Here is a 19,241-nt window from a genome sequence, read left to right as displayed (position 1 = left end):
TGTTTCGATTGTTTCGGTTATTGAAGGGTGGCAGGCTGCCGGGATATGCGACTATGCGATACCGGCCGATGCCCATGCCCGATGCATGGCCTCGGACGTCTCCCGCAGGGCGTCCTGCGGAGCCTTGGCGTTCACCCGCGCGCTGAAAGGTTCGGCGGTGACCGGTCCGTCGTAGCCCATGGCGTCCAGCGCCTTGAGGAACCGGGCTATGTCGAGGACGCCGGTCTCGCCGGGCAGGCATCGCTGGTTGTCGATCTGATCGTCCACCGGGACGCCGGCCGGCGCGTCGTTGACGTGCACGTTGACCACGTCGCCGTTGCCCAGCTGCGCGAGGTCATCCCAGGTGCCGTGGGACGTATACCAGTGCCACAGGTCCAGCAGTAGGCCCACGCTCGGACCAAGGTCGCGGCACAGCGCCAGCATGCCGCCCATGGTATAGATGAACGCATGCTTCCGGCCCCGACGAAGCGTTTCCGGGCCGATAAACTCCAGGCCGAACCGGCAATCGTGCTCCCCGAGGATCTCCGCCACGGGCTTCAGCCGCTCCACGTGGAAGGCGTAGTTCTCGTCGAAGGTCCGTTCATCCGACCAGGGCATGACCACGGCAGTCGTCCGCAATGCGCCGATGTCCCGCGCCAGGCCGGCATACCGGCGCAGCCGGGCCAGTTCTACCGCTTGATCCCGTTCCGAACCGTGCCATTCGATCGGCAATCCCCAGTTGCCGGGACGGCAGCCCGCCCTCGCAAAAAGATCGCGGACCTCTCCGGCTGAAGTCTCCCGAACCAGTTCGGCCACGTCCGGCAGGTTGACATCGACACCGTCGAAACCGTACTGCGCGGCCATATCCAGCGCTTCGGCCAGGGAAGCATGAATGCCGATCATGCCAGGATTGAGGTTCTTGAACATGGCCCGGCCTTACCCGGTCTTGACGCGCTGGAACCGCTTCTTGCCGGCCCTCAGGAGCAGGACACCTTCGTCGTCGAGGTCCCCCGTATCGAGCATTCGGTCGATGGCGGCCACGCGTTCGCCGTTGACGGACGCGCCGCCCTGCTGGATCAGCCTGCGCACTTCGCTCTTGCTCTTGCCCAGTTCGGCTTCCACGAACAGGTCGACCACGTTGATGCCGGCCTCCAGGCGTTCCCGGCCGATCTCCACGGTGGGCACGTCCTCCGCCCCCGCCTGCGCGCCTCCGAATACGCTCCGCGCGCCGCGCTCAGCCTGGGACGCCGCTTCCTCGCCGTGGGTGATCTTCGTCGTCTCGAAGGCCAGGACCGACTTGGCGTGGCGGATCTTCTCGCCCTCGAGGGCGCCGAGTTCCCGAACCTGCTCCATGGGCAGGAAGGTAAAATGGCCCAGGAGGCCTTCCACGTCCCGGTCGTCCACGTTGATCCAGAACTGGTAGAAGTCGTAGGGCGAGGTCATATCGGGATCGAGCCAGACGGCGCCTTCGGCCGTCTTGCCCATCTTCTTGCCATCCGAAAGGGTCAGCAGGGGCGTGGTAATCGCCTGCGCGGCCGCCCGTTCCTTGCGCCGGATCAGGTCCACGCCGGCCACGATGTTGCCCCACTGGTCGTCTCCCCCGAACTGCATCGTGCAGCCGTATTCCCGGAAGAGCATGAGGAAGTCGTAGGCCTGGAGGATCTGGTAGTTGAATTCCAGGAAGGTGAGTCCCGTCTCCATGCGCAGCTTATAGGCTTCGGCCGTCAGCATCCGGTTCACGCTGAAATGTTCTCCGATTTCCCGCAGGAAGGTGATGTAGTTCAGCGTGCGCAGCCAGTCCGCGTTGTTCACCATCAGCGCTCGGCCCGCCCGGCCCACGTGCCCGCCTTCGAAATCGAGGTAGCTGCCCAGTTGCTTCTTGATCCGGAGGATGTTCTGATCGATGTCCTCCGTCGAGAGCTGCGGACGCAGGGCGTCCTTGCCGCTCGGATCGGGAATCATCGCCGTGCCGCCGCCCACCAGGGCGATGGACCGGTGGCCGCCGCGCTGCACGTGGGCCAGCATCATGATCTGGACGAGATTGCCGACGTGCAGACTCTGCCCCGTCGGGTCGAACCCGATGTAGCAGGTGACGGTCTCGTCTGCGAAGGCCCGGGCCACGGCCTCTTCGTTCGTGACCTGGGAGACGAATCCCCGTTCCTTCAAAACGTCGAATGCGCTGGACATGCTGGGAGATTCCGTATTAATGGGACACCGAATTACAGGGAAACGGCCTGTCCCGTCCGGGAAGATTCGTAGATGGCGAGGATGAGCGCGAGGGACTTCTTGGCTTCCTCGCCCGTAATGCGGGGCGTGCCGCCGTGCCGGACCAGGCCGACCATGTCCTCGATCACGTTGCGCGGGCCCTCGTAGGGAAACGGATCATCGGCCGATTCATCCGGAACATGCCATGTATCGACCTTGTTGCCGGCCGTAATGACCAGCCCCTGCGTACCGTGCAGCTCCACCCCCGCGGGGATGGTGACGGGACAGGTCGTCGTCCCAAGGATGGTTCCGACGGCGCCGCTCTTGAACCGGAGCATGGCCATGCCGAGGTCCTCGGATTCGATGTCGTGGTTGAACACCCCGATCTGGCCCTGGACGCGGTCGACCTCCCCCATGTACCAGCCCAGCAGGTCGATCTGGTGCACGGACTGGTTGATCAGCGACCCGCCGCCGTCCAGCGCCCACGTGCCGTGCCAGCCCTCGTAGTAGGCGTCGTTTCTGAACCACTTCAGCCGTACCTCGCCCAGGATCATCCGCCCGAGGCGTCTTTCGTCCACGGCCTGCTTGACGCGCACGTTGTCGGCCATGTACCGCGCTTCGAAATCGACGGCCAGGATCACACCGGCCTTGCGGCAGGCCGCGATCATCCGGTCCGCCCGTTCCAGGCTGACCTCCACGGGCTTGGTGGTGATGACATGCTTGCCTGCCTCCGCGGCCGCGATGGCGAAGTCCGCGTGGGTGCCGCTGGGCGTCATCACGGTGATGACGTCGATATCGTCGCGGTCGAACAGCCGGCGGTAGTCCCGGTACCAGTCGATCCCGTACTCCGCCGCGGCTTTCCGGCCCCGCTCCTCGTCGAGTTCCGCCACCGCCACGAGCCGTGCGCCTTCCGTCTCGCTGATGAAACGGGCGCGTACCGCCCCCATGCCAAGCCCTATCACGCCGAAACCGACGGGATCGGTGCTCAAGTCGAACTCCTTTTCATGTGAATGGAAATGTCAACGCCGGTCCGGGCGGGACTTCCTCCTGCCGGACCGGCATGCGATGCAGCACCGTTCATTCTTCGAACCGGCCCGAACCCACGGTCAGGAATTCGCCCGCCAGCAGCTCGCGCAGGATTTCCACCTTGTTGCCCGTACGCCGATGCAGATCGCCGAGGACCTCTTCGCCCGCAAGCTCGTCGACGCAGCCGACGTGCTCCACGTATTCTGCCACGAGATCCTCGTTCCATTCTCCATCGATACTGGCGGTTATATAGACCGAAAAGGTTTTGATGGGCATGGGATACTCATCCGGAATCATCACCTGTACATCACGAATCACTTCATTCACCCTGATCGACTGGACGCTTTTCTCCTTCAGCTCGTGTATCATATCGTTGAGATCGGTGAATGTAAGCTTCATGGATAGGCTCCTCTCCGGCCACGGGCCGTATACCTGCAAATCGGTATGACAGCACAAGAATGAGGGACGCAGCGCAGGCAGGCCTGCTGAACGTGTTGCGACCTGAAACTAAAGCTGGATCTTATCGTGGCGTTGGTCTGCATTCAGGCTAAGCGGAAGGAGCGTTTATGTCAAGCGGTTTTTGGCCGGTTCGCGCACGGTTTTCCTGCCGGCCGATCGGGTCTTCGAGTCGGTTCCGAAGCGCCCCGCGTGTACAAATTGCAAGTAGTACTTTCAGATTTACACATGGTCGGCCATGCCGGCTCATTCGTCGCTATGATTCGCACCTGCGAACGTCACGCCCGCACAGTTCGCGCAGGTCCCGTCAGGACAGCTCTTGCGGGTCCCGTCAGGACGGCTCGCGCAGACCCCGCACGCACACTGCCAGACCCCGCTTGACAACCGGTACCGTTCGATCTAACTTTCAGTGAAAAGTACAGGCGTTCAGACATCCTATCCAAATCGAGCGCCGCCGGCTGGCTGTTTTCGGCAACGCGATGGCACGAGAGCAGAAGGGAGTCGCCATGCTGGATGAAATCCTGGCCCAGGAATATCCGAAACAGGAGACGTTGAAGGACGGTACCAAGGTTACGATCCGCCCGCTCGAAGCGGACGACGTGGAAGCGCTGTACGCCTTCTTCCAGTCGATCCCGCGCAAGGACCGGATCTTCCTGAAGGACGATATCCGCGACAAGAGCATCATCCAGGGATGGTGCAACAATATCGACTGGGACGTCGTCATCCCCATCGTGGCGATCGTGGAGGGCGATATTGTCGCCGAGGTCTCGCTGCATCGCGAGCGCCGCGGCTGGAAAAGCCATATCGGTAAGCTCCGCCTCGTCGTACACCCTGATTTCCGCCGCCAGGGGCTGGCCGTCGATATGATCAACGAACTGATCGCCGTAGCCCTTCACACCGGGTCCATCGAGCAACTCAACGCCGAGTGCATGGTGGACGTCCAGCGTGGCGCGATCCTCCTGCTGCAACTCGTGGGGTTCGTACAGCGCGCCATCCTGCCCGGCCAGGTCCGCGACATCGAGGGAAGCGTGCATGACCTCGCCTTGCTTTCCTACACCCTGCGCGACCAGGAAGACTTCCCGGCCCTGGACTAGCGCGGGACCTACCCCTTTATCGCACCGATCGTGATGCTCCGCACGAAATAGGGCTGGAAGACAAGAAAGAAGGCGATCATGGGCAGGGCCGACACCGCGGCCCCGGCCATGAGCAGGCCGTAGTCGGTGTAGTACTGGTTCTGCAGAGAGTTGAGCCCGACCTGCAGGGTCAGCATCGAGCTTTGGTTGATCACGATCAACGGCCACAGAAAGTCGTTCCACACGCCCATGAAGGTGAAGATGGCCAGCACGCCCATCCCGGGCTTCGCCAGCGGCAGGATCACCCGCTGAAACACCCCCCACTCCCCGCATCCATCCATGCGCGCGGCCTCGATGAGTTCCGTGGGCAGCGTCTGCAGAAACTGTTTCATCAGGAAAATGGAAAAGGGCATGATCAGCGCCGGGACGATGAGCGCCTGGTAAGTATTGATCCAGTCCAGTTGGACGATCAGCGCGTAGAGCGGGATGATGGTCAGCTGGCTCGGGATGAACATGAGGCTGATCACCGTCCAGAAGATCGTCTGGCGTCCCGGGAAGACCTTCTTGGCCAGCGTGTAGCCGGCGAGCGTGCCAAGGAGCACGTTGGATGCCGTCACCGTGCCCGTCACGATGAGGGAATTGGCCATCCAGGTGCCGATCTCGGAACCATTGAACAGGCGGGCGAAATTGATCCACGACGCGGGCGACGGTACCAGGCTCGGCGGGAAGGCGAGGACCACCGACGGGGTCTGGAACGCGGTAACGACGATCCAGTACAGCGGCATCAGCGTCAGCACGGCGAAAAGCGCGAGCAGGATCTTAAAAGTGTATTGTAACATATCCTTGTAACTTGGCCGTCCTGGTTCTGAAGACGTGGGGTTCTGGCGATTCGTATCAATATTCCACGTCGCTGGCCAGCCACTTGTACTGCAGTACGGCGATACCGGCCAGGCTGAGGGAAAGCAGCGTCGCTTCGGCGGCGGCCTTCCCGAAATCGAAGTATTCGAAGGCGTCTGTGTAGATCAGATAGACCAGCGTGGTCGTCGCGTAATCCGGGCCGCCTCCCGTCATCATGAGTACCTGGGTAAATACCTGGAAGGAGGCGATCGTGCTGGTTACGAGCAGGTAGAGCACCGTCGGACGGAGCAGAGGCAGGGTGATCTTCCAGTACTGTCGCCACGGACCGGCCCCGTCCAGACGCGCCGCCTCGTAGTAGCTGGCCGGGATGCCGCCCATGGCGGCGGTCAGCAGCACGATGGCTGCGCCGTGCCCGCCCATGATCGCCATGAACATCAGCGAAGGCAGGGCCATCTGGGGATCGCTGGTCCACAGGTAGGGTCCCAGCCCCGCGAAGGACAGCACGTAGTTGAGCAGGCCCCGGGCCGGGTTGAACAGCCAGAGCCAGACCAGGGAGAGGATCGCCCCGGACGTCACCACCGGGAGATAGAACGCCGATTTGAAGATGACCTGGGCCCAGGCGTATTTCAGACCGAAGATGACGTAGGCCAGGAACAGCGAGATCAGCAGGCTGGCAGGCACCACTCCGCAGGTATACAGGACCGTGATGCCCAACGCCTTCCAGAACAGGTCGTCCGACAGCGCGTAAGCGTAGTTTTCGAGGCCGGTCCAGACCGGTTGTCCCCCTGGAAAGTAGTCGGCGAAACCGAGGAAGATCGTCGCGGCCATGGGCAGCATGTTGAAGACCGCGAAAAGCAGGAGGGGCAGGAGGAGGAACAGGTAGGCCCAGCGTTCCTTGAAGATCGTTCGGGTGAGGCTCAAGACGATGGGACCCTCCGGCGCTTACTCCGCGCTTACTCCGGCGCTTACTCCGCCCCGGCGCGCAGGCGGCGTTCGATGTCTCTGCGAATGAACCGGTTACCCCGCCTGGCCAGGTCGTCGAGCGCTTTCCTGGGCGTGGCCTGCCGGGACATGGCGGCCTGGAAGGCGCTCAGGGTCATGTTTACCAGGGGAATGCCGTATCCCTGTATGGCGTCCTTCGTGCCGTAACGCGCCACGCGCAGGACGTACTGCTGGAAGGGATCGCCTGCCCAGACGTCCAGTGCGGAATACCGGGTCGGCAGGGTGGACAGGGCGTAGGCCGCTTCCCGTTCGTGGCGGGTGTTGGTCAGGAACTTCGCCAGGGCAATGGAGAGTTCCCGTTTTTCTTCATTTTCCTGCTTGAATACACACGGAGAGTCGGCCACGACGAACGCGCCGGGATCGGTACCGGGCAGGGACGGGTACATCATGGGATAAAGCTCGATGATCCCCTCCTCGATCACGCCGGTCTCCAGCGCGCGCTCATGGGCACGCCGGGTACCGTGATGGGCCTGGCGCATGGCGAGCCGTCCCGCGTTCCACAGATCGGTCACGTCGTTGTTGCGCAGTCCCGCGGAGCCCTTTGGAACTACGCCGTGCACGTGTTCCAGGTCCACCATGAACTGAAGGGCCTTCACTCCCACCTCGCTGTTGATCACCAGGCTGTCGCCGCTGTCGTTGAACTGCCGCGCGCCGTGCCCCCAGAAGAACGGCATCTGGTCCTGCTGCGGTGAATTCCGCTGGAAGGGCATGGCGAAGCCATATACGTCGACCCCGCCGTCGCGGTCGAAGGTCGTCGCGCGGGCGGCGGCGAGGAATTGATCATAGGTCCAGAGCCGGTCTCCCTCGCTCGGGAGCAGATGCACCGCGTCCCGTTCCCGGAAGATCTCCAGATTCGCCACCATGTACCGGTTGCCGCCGATAAAGGGCAGGAAGTAGTGTTTGCCTTCATACTCGCTGAATCCGTAGAAGGATCCGAAATCCTTGATGTCTTCTTCGGAGAGATATTCGTCGAAGGCTTCCAGGAGCCCGAAACGTGCGTACTTGAGTGCGATGCCCGACGTGCTGATCAGGACGTCGGGCGGCCGTCCGGAAGCCACGGCGATGTCGATCTTCTGAAACCCGCTGGTCCAGTCGAGCGTTTCGATGTGGATGCGGATCTTCCGGTTCGGATACAAGGCCTTGAAGTCGTGAGCGACCTTGTTGTACCAGTCCTTGACGGTGTACTGCGCCCGCCGCGGGTCATCCAGCGGGACGCCGTCCAGTTCGTGGCCGGTGACGCCGACCCAGTAGTCCTGGGTCCAGAGCGTGAGCCTTATCTCGTCTTCGTCCAGCGGAGCGTCCGCCGCGCAGGCGCACAATGCCAGCAGGATCGATCCGATCACGAGTGATTTTCCCATGGCGCAACCCATTTCAGAACAGGCTCAACTGACGGTCGAAATCGGGGGCGGCCGTGTCCAGTCCGAGCAGCCTTTTCATCCGGTTGCAGTCCGTGGGTGAATGACCGGAATAGTAGTTGTTGAAAAACCCGTACAGCGTGTCGACCCGGGGGAGGATGTCGCGCTTCAGCCGTTCCGCCCACTTGATGAGCTCCTGGGTGCGGTCCACGACGGATTCCCGGAAGTGGCCGATGCGCGGGTCCTCCGTATTGCCCATCCATCGGATATAGGTGAAATCCGCGGTGATCTCGGGCACGATCGGCATGATTCTGGGATGGTCCTGCATGGTCCAGGCCACGCCGTGCGTCCGGAGCAGGTCGAACACCTCCGCCTTGATCCATGACCCGTGCCTGAACTCGAAGGCGAAGCGGAAGTCGCTGGCGGGCAACAGTTTCAGGAATGATCCCACCCGGCTGAACGTCTCTTTGTTGCACCGGAATCCGGGAGGAAGCTGAACGAGCACGCAGCCGAGACGCTCCCCCAGGAGGGCCATGCTGGCCAGGAACGGGGTCAACAGGTCCTCCGTGTCGACCAGGCCCCTTTCATGGGTGATCTCGCCGGGAAGTTTGGCCGTGAAGCGGAACGTCCCCGGGGTGCGGTCGTGCCAGGACGTCACCACCTCCGGCCTGGGGATGAAGTGGAAGGTACTGTCTATTTCGAGGGCGTCAAAGACCCGGGCGTAGTGCTGCAGGAGGACTTTGCGGTCGGCGTCGCGGGGGTAGAAGGATCCAAGCCAGTCCCTGTAGGTCCATCCCATCGTGCCGATATGCAGGAAGCCGGGTTCGGGCGTCATTTCCGGGCCGCCGGGTCAGACCCCGACCCGGTCGGTATCGAAGGACTCCAGGTTCTGCGTGATGTCCCGGATGAACCGGGCCGCGTTGAGGCCGTCGATGAACCGGTGGTCGAAGGACAGGCTCAGGAACATCATGGACCGGATGGCCAGTGAATCGTCCGCCTGCACGACGACCTGCTTCTTGACGCTTCCGGTGGCGATGATGCCCGCCTCGGGCTGGTTGATGATCGGCGTGCCGAAAAGGGTGGCCCACATGCCCGGGTTCGTCAGGGTGAACGTGCTGCCCTGCAGGTCGTCCGGGGTCAGCTTGCGGTCATGGGCCCGCTTGGCCAGGTCGTGGGCCGCCGCGGCGATTTCCGAGAAGTCCATCTCGTCCGCGTGGCGGATCACCGGTACGACGACGCCTTTTTCCAATCCGACTGCCAACCCCATGTTCACGTGCTTCCACTGCAACACCCGGTCGCCGTCCATCGTGGCGTTCAGCATGGGGTTCGCCCGCAGGGCGTCGACGATGGCGGTGATGAAGAACGGGGTCAGCGTCAGCCGGATGCCGGTCTTCTGCTGGAACCGCTCCCTGGCCTCGTCCCGGTAGCGGACGACGTGGGTCATGTCGACTTCCGACACGGAGGTCACGTGGGGGGACACCTGCTTGCTGAGGACCATGTGCTTGGCGATGGTCTTGCGCAGGGTGTCCAGGTTCACGACACGGGCTTCTTCGGTGCCGGCCGGACGGGAAACCGATACGAATTCCGATTCGTCTTCCTGTTCCGCGGCCGCTTCGGGAATGCGCGACGCGCGCCGTTCCAGGTAGGAAAGCAGGTCGTCCCGGGTCAACCGGCCGCCCTTGCCGGTTCCTTCCAGAGACTCGAGCGTGGCCATGTCTATACGCTCTTCCCGGGCGATGCGCAGCACGAGGGGGGAGTAAAACCGCTCGGAACGCCGGCGCTTCAATGGCCCGCCGTCGCCAGCCTCCGCGGCCTGAGTCAGTTCATCAGCCTCAATTGTCTCTACTTCTCCACCGGAATCACCGGCCTGCTCGGCTGCCTCGGTTTCACCCGGTCCGCCTGGTCCGCCCGGTCCGTCGGCATCGTCATCCCCCGTATCGATGACACCGATGACTTCTCCGATGGCCACGGTCGTTCCCTCGGCCACCCGGATCTCGCTCAGCACGCCGCCCGCGATGGCAGGGATGTCCGTGTCGATCTTATCGGTGGTGATCTCCACCACGGACTCGTCGCGCTCAATCGGATCGCCGACTTTCTTCAGCCAGCGGATGACCGTTCCTTCTTCCACGCTTTCGCCGAGCCTGGGCATAACGATGTTCACTTAGCGTTTCCTCTCAGTGCCTGACGATAGGTACCGAACGATGCGTGCCTGACGGTCAGTAGGCCAGTAGCTCTCTCAGGGCCGCGGTCACCTTCTCCGTGTTCGGCAGGAAGTATTCCTCCAGCGGCGGACTGAAGGGGACGGGCGTGTCGATGGCCGCCAGCCTGCGGACCGGCGCGTCGAGATGCTCGAAGGCTTCCTCGGCCACCACCGCGGCGATTTCACCGCCGAAGCCGCCGGTCAGCGTATCTTCATGGACGACCAGGAGCCGGTTCGTCTTCCGGACGGACTCGAGGATGGCCTGCTTGTCGTAGGGCAGCAGCGACCTCAGATCGATCACTTCCGTCTCGACCCCCTCGCCGGCCAGCGTTTCCGCGGCGTCCAGGCTGTGAAAAACCATCTTGCCGTAAGTTACGATCGTCGCGTCGACACCCTCCCGGCGGACTGCCGCCTTGCCGATGGGTACGGTATAGTCCTCTTCAGGTATTTCTTCCCGGATCCGGGGAAACCGGTACAGGCCCTTGTGCTCGAAGTACAGTACCGGGTTGTTGTCGCGGATCGAAGACTTGAGCAGGCCTTTCGCGTCGTAGGTCGTGGCCGGCGCTACGACCTTGAGGCCGGGCACTTTGCAGAACCAGGCCTCAGGGTTTTGGGAATGGAAGGGACCGGCATTGCCGATGGCCCCCGAGGGGCACCGCACCACGAGGGGTACCGCGGCGCCCCAGCGGTAGTGGGTCTTGGCCACGTTGTTGACCAGTTGGTTGAACCCGCAGGTGATGAAGTCGGCGAACTGCATTTCGGCCACGGGCCGCATGCCCATGAGCGCCGCGCCCATGGCCGCGCCGATGATCACGGATTCGGCGACGGGCGCGTCGATCACGCGGTCCTCACCGAAATCGTCCAGGAACCCCTTCGTGATCTTGAAGGCCCCGCCATAGACGCCGATATCCTCGCCGAGGCAGAAGACGCTTTCATCCCGTTCCATTTCTTCGCGGAGTCCGGACGAAATGGCTTCAAGGTAGGTTACGGGCGGCATGGGCAGGTTCCTGTTGGGGACATCAGTCCGCGTAGACGCCCTGGAGCGCTTCTTCGGGTTCGGGCAGGGGACTCTGTTCCGCGTAATCGACCGCGTCGTCGACGATGCCCTTGACTTCTACCTGGATCCCGTCGATCTCCTCGCGGGTGAAGTACTTCCTTTCCAGCAGGAGGTTCTCGGCCTTCGTGACCGGATCGTTGTTCCACCCGTCCTCCATGATGTCCTTGGGGACATAGAAGGCGTCGTCGTGCTGGGCGTGGCCGAGCAGCCGGGTGCAGCGGGCTTCGATCAGGGTCGGACCGCCCCCCTCCCGTGCGAGATCCACGGCGTCCCGCGTCGCCTTGTACACGGCGCGGACATCCGTGCCGTCCACCAGCGCGCCGGCGATGCCGTAACCCCGGGCCCGGTCCACGATGTGTTCGCAGGCGTACTCGTAACGGGTGGGCGTGGAGTAGGCGAACTTGTTGTTCTCGACGATCAGCACCATGGGCAGCCGGTGCACGGCCGCGAAGTTGAGTCCTTCGTGGAAATCGCCGATGCTCGAGCCGCCTTCGCCGATGTAGGTCAGGGAGACCGCCCCGCCGCCGCGGATCTTGCTGGCCAGCGCCACGCCCGCGGCCACGGGTATGTTCGCGCCGAGGTGGCTGATCATCCCGACGATGTGGTGGTCCCAGTTGCCGCAGTGCATGTTGCCGTCTTTGCCGGCGGTCGGTCCGTTGGCCCGGCCCAGGTACTGGCACATCATGTCCCGCGCGGTGTGCCCGCGTAGGAAATGAGCCCCGATCACCCGGTGCATGGGGACCAGGATGTCCGCGTCTCCCAGGGCGTAAGCGCTTCCCGCGGCGATGGCCTCGTGTCCCGCGCCGGCGTAGGCCGCGCCCACGAGCCGGCCCTGCCGGAAGAGACGGTATACACGCTCTTCGAATTCCCGTTGAAGGCGCATGGTATGGTAGAGAGTTCGGTAGTCTTCCCGGCCGAGGCCGAGATCGTCCAGGTCGGACGCTGCAAGGTCGGGGTCGGACAGGGCGGGGGCGGTCTCAACGTTCATAACGCCTCCAGGGTGCGGTGTGGCGTGTACTGATCATAGTCTCTGCTGCAATTCGGGCAGGCTCGTCTCCTCGAAAGCCATGCCGAAGACGTCACCAAGGTTCCGGAGCAGGCTTTTCTCCACCTCCTCCATCGATACCGGCCGTCCGAGCAGCCGCTCCATCGAGGTGACCTCGCGGTCGGCGATACCGCACGGGACGATTCCCTCGTACAGGGAGAGGTCGGGACGCACGTTCACGGAAAACCCGTGCATGGCGATCCACCAGCTGACCCTGATGCCCAGGGCCGCGACCTTACTTTCGTCCACCCAGACCCCGGTAATCCCCTCCAGGCGGCGTCCCTCGATGCCGAAATCCCCCAGACACCCGATGATCGCGGCCTCGAGATCGCGCAGATACCGATAGACGTCCTGGTACCATGCCGCGATATCGAAGATTGTGTACCCCACCAGCTGGCCGGGGCCATGGCAGGTGATGTCTCCGCCCCGGTCGGTTTCGTAGACCCGAATGCCACGGGTCCGGAGCGTTTCTTCCCCGTAGAGCAGGTGTTCGCTGGCTCTCAGCCGACGACCGATCGTGTACGTGGGAGGGTGTTCGAGCAACAGGAGCACGTTGTCTATCAGGCCGGAACGACGCGCCGCGAGCAGACTCCGCTGAAGAGACAGCGCCACGCCGTATTCCATCGTGCCGGTCCGCTTGGCCCGAACAACCCAGCAAGGCAGCACCTGCCCTCCTCATGTACGGCGGCCTCGTATTCTCCAGGCCCTGTACCCCGGACAACCTAAGTTCTGGGGGTCCGTTCTGTCAAGGTTTTTCTCCCTCGACGATGGGTCCGTAGAACTCCACCCGGCGGTCTTCCAGGCGGTCGAGTTCATAGGCCTTGGCCACGTTCACGATGTGCTTCTCGCGAGCGCCGGCAAGGTCCAGGTCGGCGAAGATGATCTCCTCGCGGGACCGGTCTCCTTCGGCCAGCGTGCGCCCGGTGAAATCGACGATCTTGCTCTGTCCGATGAAGTTGGTCCCGCGCTCCCGCCCGACCCGGTTCACGGCGATGTAATTGACGCGGTTCTCGAAGGCGCGCGTGTTGACCACGAACTCGGTGTTGCAGTCCGCGCCGACCGGCCAGTTGGTGGGCAGGGCGATCAGTTCCGCGTCATGGAGCATCATCACGCGGGCGCTCTCCGGAAACGCCGCGTCATAACAGATATTGAGCCCGATCTGGCCCACATCCGAATCATACACGCGAAAAGGGCGGTCGCCGGGGGAAAGGAAACGGTCGATCCCGAGATAGGGGAGGTGGATCTTGCGGTAGTGGCCGATCAGCCCGTTGGGCGCGATGAAGGCCGCTGAATTGTATATACTTGACCCATCCGCTTCCAGCAGGCCGATGATGATGTGTAGTTCGAGATCCCGGCAATGCCGTTCCAGGCGCTCGGTGTAAGGCCCGGGCACGGGCTGGGCGTACGCCCGGGCTTCCTCCAGGTCGTAAAAACAGTACCCGGTCAGCGCGCATTCGGGAAACACGGCCAGGTCCGCTCCCGCGCGGGAGGCCGTCTGCATGGCGTCGAAGACCCTGGTGAGATTCTGCTCGGTCGCGGCGAGTTTCAGGTCCATCTGCACGCCGGCGACCCGTATGGTATCTGGCATTTCTCCCCCCGTCTGCCTGTGGGCTGTGTTTCGGGATTATACGCCTTCGAGGGCCGGAAGTTGCCGGAAGGAAACGGCTACCCTGACCTGGGCCCTATCCCTGGCCCTTCCGGTACGCCGGCATGGCGCTCAATCCAGTCGAGGTAGGATGGAAGAGCCGGGTCAGGTGGGCTTCGATGACGCCCCGGTTGAGATCGGGGCGCTCCATGCAGGCCACGACCAGTTCGTGGTCCACCCGTTCGGTCATTTCAGCGATGGCCTTCATGCGGTCGATGGAATTGATGAGGGCTTGCCGGATGGGGATGCGCTCCGGGAAGATGTCGATGCCCATGTAACCCCGGTAGCCGTACATCTTCAGCGCGTACATGCCGGCGAAGATCTGCTCCGGCGATACGATGCCGACCTGCAGGTCCTGGTCGTAATTGCCCAGGGGCTGGCTGTTCCAGTGCGTGTGGGCCAGCCTGCCCTGCCGGAGGATGCGGCTCAGGGCATAGGGGAAATCCTCGAAGCCCATCAGGACGTGGCCGAGTTCCGGATTCAGGCCGACGATGGCGTGTCCCTCGTCGATCAGCGCCCGGTTCTCGGGGGCCCGGAGCCGCTCGTCCACGTTCTGGGCCATCAGGATGCCGTCCGTGGTGTTCCGGTAGATATTGTTCCCCCGGGGCTCGTAGGGCTTGGGTTCGATGGCCGTCCGGATCCCGGGCACGGCGTCCAGCGCCTCGGCCAGGCCCGACTCGAAGAGGTCCCACATGGCGTAGAAATCGGTCCCGAAATTGAGTTCGTAGCCGTCGCCGCCGGGCCACACGACCATGAAGTCCGTATCCAGTTCCCGGTTCATCCGCAGCGTCTCGATCACCCGGTCGATGGCGGCGCGGCGCGCCTCGGGCACCGGGGAGGAAAGGGAACCGAATTCGAACTGCGCATCCCAGAAGAGGTTGGGGATCACCGTGATCAGCCGCACGCCCGTGTCCTTTTCCAGTTGCTGGTAGAGATGGGCGTTGTCCTCGTTGATCTCATTGGGATAGTGGGCCTCGATGCCGCACAGGCCGTATTCCGCCAGTTCGCCGGCGATGTCCAGGCGTTCCTCGATGGAATAGGGTTCCATGTAGGCTTCGTGGAAACGGATCTGGGACGGCGAGAAGAACCAGACGCCGGCCGAGATCTTCAATTCGAGCGGAAAACTACCGAGGTGACGCACGAGTTCATCGCCTCTGCGCACCGTTGCCTGGTCCCGAAGGTCTGCGAACATAGCCGTCTCCTGAGGTAAGCGTTAGCCCATGGCGAGTCGTTTTTTCTGTGCTGCAAGCATCTCTTGTTGCCGTCTGACACGTTCGGGCACCAATCGCTCCCGCGGCGCGGCCGGTTTGAAGTCCAGGCGTTCTCTGCCCAGTCCCGAGAGGACGGCCCGTTCCACCGGAGAGAAATCTTCGGGATCGTCGCGATTGAAATCCATCGGTTCCTTAAGCGCGACCGGAGGATTGGTGATAAAGCGCGCACGGCCTGACGGGTTGCGGGACGCGGAGTGCAGCATGAACGGATGCAACAGCAGGACGTCTCCCGCGTTGCCCGTAATTTCCGCGAAGTCCCTGCAATTTGAAACCAGATGGCCGAAATTGCCGCTGGGTAGCAGACCCTGTGGATTTTCGTAAAGATGCCGCGCGACGTGCTGCACCGAATCACAGGCGACAAACGTGCCGCCGCTTCTGGGTAGTATGTCGGACCATACGACGATTGTCAACAATCCCTGCTCCGGACTGTCCAGGAAGTGCCGGAAGAAATCACCGTCCTTGTGCCAGCCCCGGCTAAGGGTTTCCGGTGGTTCCCATATCTCGTCCGCACCATAGGAGAAGTTGATGATAAAACCATCTCCCCAGGACGTCTGGGTATCTGCCAGCCGGTCTTTACCGCCCAGCAGGTCGCAGATGGCGTCCCATGCCCTCGGCGCGATTTCGCGTATCGGAACCCGGTTCATCGATGGAAGATGCATGCGTGGTTCCTCCCAGGTCGCGGCATCATCGGGATCGTAGCCGAGACGACTGAACGCCAACGCGCGCCATTCGACGGCCAGTTCCCGTGAGAAACAGTCCCGCAGGACGACATGGCCTCGTCGGATGAAATGGTCTACGTCTGATTCGGTCAGCGCCCTGTAGCTTTTCGCCATGATACCCTGGGAGTCGTTCCTACAACCTCTGTGGCCGATACGGTTGTGCAGGCCGCCCCGCACCAGCGATGAAGATCGAATCCGCACTGGTTTCCAACAAGATTATAGGAGTGAAAAAAGAGCCTGTCAACAGGGAGATCCGGCGTCAAAAGAGCGCTTGACATGCGAAGTGAAATCTCCGTATTTTCCACCTTTATCCTGCAGGTTTCCGTGACCTTACATACCACGCAAAGGAAACGTCCTTGCGCGTTGTCGTAACCGGTGGTGCGGGTTTTCTGGGATCCCATCTGTGCGACCGTCTGCTGGCGGACGGTCACCGGGTCGTCGCCGTGGACAACCTGATCACGGGCCGGACCGTGAACATCTCCCATAACCTGGAAAAAGAAGGATTCACCTATCTCCAGCGGGACGTTTCAAAATACCTGGACATCGAAGGCGAGGTGGACTTCGTCATGCACTTCGCCAGTCCTGCGAGCCCGATCGACTTCGAGCGCGTCCCGATCCAGATTCTGAAGGTCGGCGCTCTGGGTACCCACAACGCCCTCGGATTGGCAAAATCCAAGGGCGCGGGCTTCTTCCTCGCATCCACCTCGGAAGTCTATGGCGACCCGCAGGTCAACCCCCAGCCGGAGAGTTACTGGGGCAACGTCAATCCCATCGGCGTCAGGGGGGTCTACGACGAGGCCAAGCGCTTCGCGGAGGCCCTGACCATGGCCTACCACCGGAAACACGGAATCGACACGCGGATCGTCCGGATCTTCAACACCTACGGTCCCAGGATGAGACCCGCGGACGGCCGCGTCGCGCCGTCCTTCATCACCAAGGCGCTTCGGGGAGAACCGCTGACGATCTTCGGGGAAGGGCGGCAGACCCGCAGTTTCTGCTACTACGAGGACCTCATGGAAGGCATCGTGCGGCTCATGCGATCCGGCGAGCACGATCCGGTGAACATCGGGAACGAGAACGAGATCACCATCCTCGAACTCGCCCACACCATCATCCGCCTTTGCGGATCCGGCAGCGAGATCGTCTTCCGGCCCCTTCCCCAGGACGATCCCCAGCTGCGGCGCCCCGACACGACAAGGGCGCGGGAGATCCTGGGTTGGAAAGCCGAAGTCTCCCTCGAAGAAGGCATGAAGAAAACCATCGCGTATTTCAGATCCCTGGACGGGAACGCCTGATCAGGCGCCCGACGGAAAGGATTCCGGCCGATGACGACGAGCGGCACCGCGCAGCACGCAACCGAAGAAGGACCCGGACAGGTACGCATAGAAGCATTCCAGGAGGGGCGGGAGAAGATACTGGCCGAAGTGCGCAAGGTGATCACCGGCCAGGATGACGTCCTGGAACAGGTGCTGATCGCCCTGTTCGCGGGAGGGCACTGCCTCGTGACCGGCGTGCCCGGACTGGCAAAGACCCTGCTCATCAAGACCTTCGCCGAGGTGCTGGACCTTGAGTTCCGGCGCATCCAGTTCACCCCGGACCTCATGCCGGCCGACATCACCGGGACCGAGATCCTGGAAGAGGACAAGGCTACGGGACAGCGCTCGCTGACTTTCATCAAGGGTCCGATCTTCGGCAACATCGTACTAGCGGACGAGATCAACCGGACGCCGCCCAAGACCCAGGCCGCCTTGCTCGAAGCCATGCAGGAACACCGAGTGACCGCCGGCCGCACGACGTTTCAGCTGGACGAACCCTTCTTCGTCCTCGCCACCCAGAACCCCATCGAGCTGGAGGGGACCTATCCCCTGCCCGAGGCGCAGCTCGACCGGTTCATGTTCAACATCCACATCGAATATCTCGAGGAAGACGACGAAGTGGCCGTGGCCCGTACGACGACCTCCGCCGAGACGGTCTCGGTCGATACCGTCCTGTCGGGCGAGGTGGTCCGGGATTACCAGCGCCTGGTCCGGGAAGTCCTGGTCTCCGAACAGGTTGCCCGGTACGCCGTTCGCCTGGCATCCGCGAGCAGGCCATCCAGCGAGGAACCGCCTGAATTCGTGAAGAACTGGGTATCCTGGGGGGCCGGCCTGCGCGCCTCCCAGTACCTGATCCTGGGCGCCAAGGCCAGGGCCCTGCTCGACGGCCGGGGACACGTTTCCTGCGACGACATCCGCGCGCTCGCCCATCCGGTCCTGCGGCACCGGATCCTGACCAATTTCTACGCCGAGGCGGAGAAGATCACCTCCGAGGGCATCGTCGACCGGCTGCTCGAGACCGTTCCGGCGCCGCAATCCGGCATGTAATTCGGCACAAAACACGGCATGTAACCCTTCATCCCTGCCATCGGCACCGACATGACCGAAGTCCCCCGCTTCCTGGACCCGAGGACCCTCTCCAGCCTCTCCTCCATGGAAATGCGCGCCCGCATCGTGGTCGAAGGGTTCGTATCCGGCCTCCACAAGAGCCCGTACCGGGGCTTTGGCGTGGAGTTCGTGGAATACCGGCAGTATACGCCGGGCGACGACATCCGGCACGTGGACTGGAAAGCCGTGGCGCGGTCGGACCGGTACTACGTCAAGGAATACGAGGACGAGACGAACCTGCAGTGCGTGATAATACTCGACCGCAGCGCGTCCATGGGATACGGCGGCCAGCGGAACCCAGCACTGGACAAGCTCGAATACGGATCCTATCTCGCGGCTTCCCTGGCGTATCTCATACTGCGGCAGGGGGACGGGGTGGGACTCGTCACCTTCGACCAGGTCGTACACAATTACCTGCCGCCCAGTTCGAAGAACACCCAGTGGCTCGCCATCCACTCGACCCTGGATGAACTGCGCGCGGACGAAGGCACCGATTTGGGCAGGCCCCTGCACGAACTCGCCGAATCGATGCCGAGGCGGGGATTTGTCATCCTCATTTCCGATCTGATCGACGACGTCGAGCAGATGATGAACGCCCTGATGCACTTTCGCTTCAAGGGTCATGAAGTGCTGGTCTTTCACATCGTCGACCGGGAAGAACTCACCTTCCCTTTCAGCGAGACCGCACGGTTCGACGACCCGGAGACCGGCGAGCGGATCACGGTGGCTCCGTCGGCCATCCGGGCGGACTACCTGGCAGCGGTGGAGGAATTCATGGAATCGATCAGGACCGGATGTGCGAAGATCCAGGTCGACTATGAGCGCATGGAGACCGACCGGCCGCTGGATTTCGCGCTTTATTCCTATCTGAGCAGGCGCATGGTGAAACGTTAGGGCTTCACCAGCGCATCGCCCCGCAGGTACGCG

General features: G+C 62.7%; 19 protein-coding genes. 4 read left to right on the top strand and 15 right to left on the bottom strand.

Translation table 11 applies throughout. The features are described from left to right. Positions 1 to 51: 51 nt before the first annotated feature. The 4 genes from F4X08_07085 to F4X08_07070 form a co-directional block, all read right to left on the bottom strand. Entirely contained in the window at positions 52 to 906 is an 855-nt protein-coding gene (locus tag F4X08_07085) for a sugar phosphate isomerase/epimerase (protein ID MYD25561.1), read from the bottom strand. Between the two features lie 9 nt (positions 907 to 915). Then, the gene (locus F4X08_07080) at positions 916 to 2,166 is read right to left on the bottom strand and encodes a tyrosine--tRNA ligase (protein ID MYD25560.1); all 1,251 of its coding nucleotides are present in this window, start codon (positions 2,164 to 2,166) and stop codon (positions 916 to 918) included. A 32-nt stretch (positions 2,167 to 2,198) separates the two neighbouring features. After that, a complete protein-coding gene (locus F4X08_07075) occupies positions 2,199 to 3,173 on the bottom strand; it encodes a Gfo/Idh/MocA family oxidoreductase (GenBank protein MYD25559.1) in 975 nt (324 codons plus the stop codon). Positions 3,174 to 3,261: 88 nt separating this feature from the next. Continuing rightward, a complete protein-coding gene (locus F4X08_07070) occupies positions 3,262 to 3,609 on the bottom strand; it encodes a hypothetical protein (GenBank protein ID MYD25558.1) in 348 nt (115 codons plus the stop codon). A 536-nt stretch (positions 3,610 to 4,145) separates the two neighbouring features. Between F4X08_07070 and F4X08_07065 the strand changes: the two genes are divergently transcribed. After that, positions 4,146 to 4,760, top strand: coding sequence for a GNAT family N-acetyltransferase (locus tag F4X08_07065; GenBank protein ID MYD25557.1), 615 nt, complete (start codon positions 4,146 to 4,148; stop codon positions 4,758 to 4,760). 8 nt (positions 4,761 to 4,768) lie between these two features. On the opposite strand, the gene F4X08_07060 is transcribed toward F4X08_07065, so the two are convergent. From F4X08_07060 to F4X08_07010, 11 genes are all read right to left on the bottom strand, one after another. Continuing rightward, the gene (locus F4X08_07060; protein ID MYD25556.1) at positions 4,769 to 5,578 is read right to left on the bottom strand and encodes a carbohydrate ABC transporter permease; all 810 of its coding nucleotides are present in this window, start codon (positions 5,576 to 5,578) and stop codon (positions 4,769 to 4,771) included. A gap of 55 nt (positions 5,579 to 5,633) precedes the next feature. Next, positions 5,634 to 6,518, bottom strand: a complete 885-nt coding sequence (locus F4X08_07055; protein ID MYD25555.1) for a sugar ABC transporter permease — start codon at positions 6,516 to 6,518, stop codon at positions 5,634 to 5,636. Between the two features lie 44 nt (positions 6,519 to 6,562). Then, positions 6,563 to 7,969 carry an extracellular solute-binding protein gene (locus tag F4X08_07050; GenBank protein MYD25554.1) on the bottom strand — a complete coding sequence of 469 codons (1,407 nt, stop codon included), beginning with the start codon at positions 7,967 to 7,969 and terminating at the stop codon, positions 6,563 to 6,565. A 1-nt stretch (position 7,970) separates the two neighbouring features. Further along, positions 7,971 to 8,789 carry a DUF72 domain-containing protein gene (locus F4X08_07045; protein MYD25553.1) on the bottom strand — a complete coding sequence of 273 codons (819 nt, stop codon included), beginning with the start codon at positions 8,787 to 8,789 and terminating at the stop codon, positions 7,971 to 7,973. Positions 8,790 to 8,804: 15 nt separating this feature from the next. Then, on the bottom strand, positions 8,805 to 10,115 hold the full coding sequence (locus tag F4X08_07040) for a 2-oxo acid dehydrogenase subunit E2 (protein MYD25552.1): 1,311 nt from the start codon (positions 10,113 to 10,115) through the stop codon (positions 8,805 to 8,807). Positions 10,116 to 10,170: 55 nt separating this feature from the next. Beyond that, entirely contained in the window at positions 10,171 to 11,151 is a 981-nt protein-coding gene (locus F4X08_07035; GenBank protein ID MYD25551.1) for an alpha-ketoacid dehydrogenase subunit beta, read from the bottom strand. Positions 11,152 to 11,173: 22 nt separating this feature from the next. Beyond that, complete coding sequence (locus F4X08_07030; GenBank protein MYD25550.1) at positions 11,174 to 12,199, bottom strand: thiamine pyrophosphate-dependent dehydrogenase E1 component subunit alpha; 1,026 nt, start codon at positions 12,197 to 12,199, stop codon at positions 11,174 to 11,176. A 33-nt stretch (positions 12,200 to 12,232) separates the two neighbouring features. Continuing rightward, on the bottom strand, positions 12,233 to 12,922 hold the full coding sequence (gene lipB / locus F4X08_07025) for a lipoyl(octanoyl) transferase LipB (protein MYD25549.1): 690 nt from the start codon (positions 12,920 to 12,922) through the stop codon (positions 12,233 to 12,235). A 79-nt stretch (positions 12,923 to 13,001) separates the two neighbouring features. Beyond that, positions 13,002 to 13,832, bottom strand: coding sequence for a carbon-nitrogen hydrolase family protein (locus F4X08_07020; GenBank protein ID MYD25548.1), 831 nt, complete (start codon positions 13,830 to 13,832; stop codon positions 13,002 to 13,004). 106 nt (positions 13,833 to 13,938) lie between these two features. Then, positions 13,939 to 15,093: a TIM barrel protein gene (locus F4X08_07015; protein MYD25547.1), complete on the bottom strand. Its 1,155-nt coding sequence runs from the start codon at positions 15,091 to 15,093 to the stop codon at positions 13,939 to 13,941. 21 nt (positions 15,094 to 15,114) lie between these two features. After that, a complete protein-coding gene (locus F4X08_07010) occupies positions 15,115 to 16,005 on the bottom strand; it encodes a hypothetical protein (protein MYD25546.1) in 891 nt (296 codons plus the stop codon). Positions 16,006 to 16,247: 242 nt separating this feature from the next. Between F4X08_07010 and F4X08_07005 the strand changes: the two genes are divergently transcribed. The 3 genes from F4X08_07005 to F4X08_06995 are packed head-to-tail and all read left to right on the top strand — an operon-like array spanning position 16,248 to position 19,208. Further along, the gene (locus F4X08_07005; GenBank protein MYD25545.1) at positions 16,248 to 17,186 is read left to right on the top strand and encodes an SDR family oxidoreductase; all 939 of its coding nucleotides are present in this window, start codon (positions 16,248 to 16,250) and stop codon (positions 17,184 to 17,186) included. A gap of 30 nt (positions 17,187 to 17,216) precedes the next feature. Beyond that, positions 17,217 to 18,254, top strand: coding sequence for an AAA domain-containing protein (locus tag F4X08_07000; GenBank protein ID MYD25544.1), 1,038 nt, complete (start codon positions 17,217 to 17,219; stop codon positions 18,252 to 18,254). Between the two features lie 51 nt (positions 18,255 to 18,305). Beyond that, positions 18,306 to 19,208: a DUF58 domain-containing protein gene (locus tag F4X08_06995; GenBank protein MYD25543.1), complete on the top strand. Its 903-nt coding sequence runs from the start codon at positions 18,306 to 18,308 to the stop codon at positions 19,206 to 19,208. Positions 19,209 to 19,241 lie beyond the last annotated feature (33 nt).

Source organism: Gemmatimonadota bacterium (genome assembly GCA_009841265.1).
GTDB lineage: Bacteria > JAAXHH01 > JAAXHH01 > JAAXHH01 > JAAXHH01 > JAAXHH01.
The sequence above is the reverse complement of the archived record's forward strand: the minus strand, read 5'-3'. Positions and strand labels throughout refer to the sequence as shown.

Coding starts and splice junctions, on each gene's coding strand:
- F4X08_07000 (MYD25544.1), top strand. CDS start 17,217: ATGACGACGAGCGGCACCGCGCAGCACGCAACCGAAGAAGGACCCGGA.
- F4X08_07015 (MYD25547.1), bottom strand. CDS start 15,093: ATGTTCGCAGACCTTCGGGACCAGGCAACGGTGCGCAGAGGCGATGAA.
- F4X08_06995 (MYD25543.1), top strand. CDS start 18,306: ATGACCGAAGTCCCCCGCTTCCTGGACCCGAGGACCCTCTCCAGCCTC.
- F4X08_07010 (MYD25546.1), bottom strand. CDS start 16,005: ATGGCGAAAAGCTACAGGGCGCTGACCGAATCAGACGTAGACCATTTC.
- F4X08_07065 (MYD25557.1), top strand. CDS start 4,146: ATGGCACGAGAGCAGAAGGGAGTCGCCATGCTGGATGAAATCCTGGCC.
- F4X08_07035 (MYD25551.1), bottom strand. CDS start 11,151: ATGCCGCCCGTAACCTACCTTGAAGCCATTTCGTCCGGACTCCGCGAA.
- F4X08_07070 (MYD25558.1), bottom strand. CDS start 3,609: ATGAAGCTTACATTCACCGATCTCAACGATATGATACACGAGCTGAAG.
- F4X08_07080 (MYD25560.1), bottom strand. CDS start 2,166: ATGTCCAGCGCATTCGACGTTTTGAAGGAACGGGGATTCGTCTCCCAG.
- F4X08_07030 (MYD25550.1), bottom strand. CDS start 12,199: ATGAACGTTGAGACCGCCCCCGCCCTGTCCGACCCCGACCTTGCAGCG.
- F4X08_07050 (MYD25554.1), bottom strand. CDS start 7,969: ATGGGTTGCGCCATGGGAAAATCACTCGTGATCGGATCGATCCTGCTG.
- F4X08_07085 (MYD25561.1), bottom strand. CDS start 906: ATGTTCAAGAACCTCAATCCTGGCATGATCGGCATTCATGCTTCCCTG.
- F4X08_07060 (MYD25556.1), bottom strand. CDS start 5,578: ATGTTACAATACACTTTTAAGATCCTGCTCGCGCTTTTCGCCGTGCTG.
- F4X08_07045 (MYD25553.1), bottom strand. CDS start 8,789: ATGACGCCCGAACCCGGCTTCCTGCATATCGGCACGATGGGATGGACC.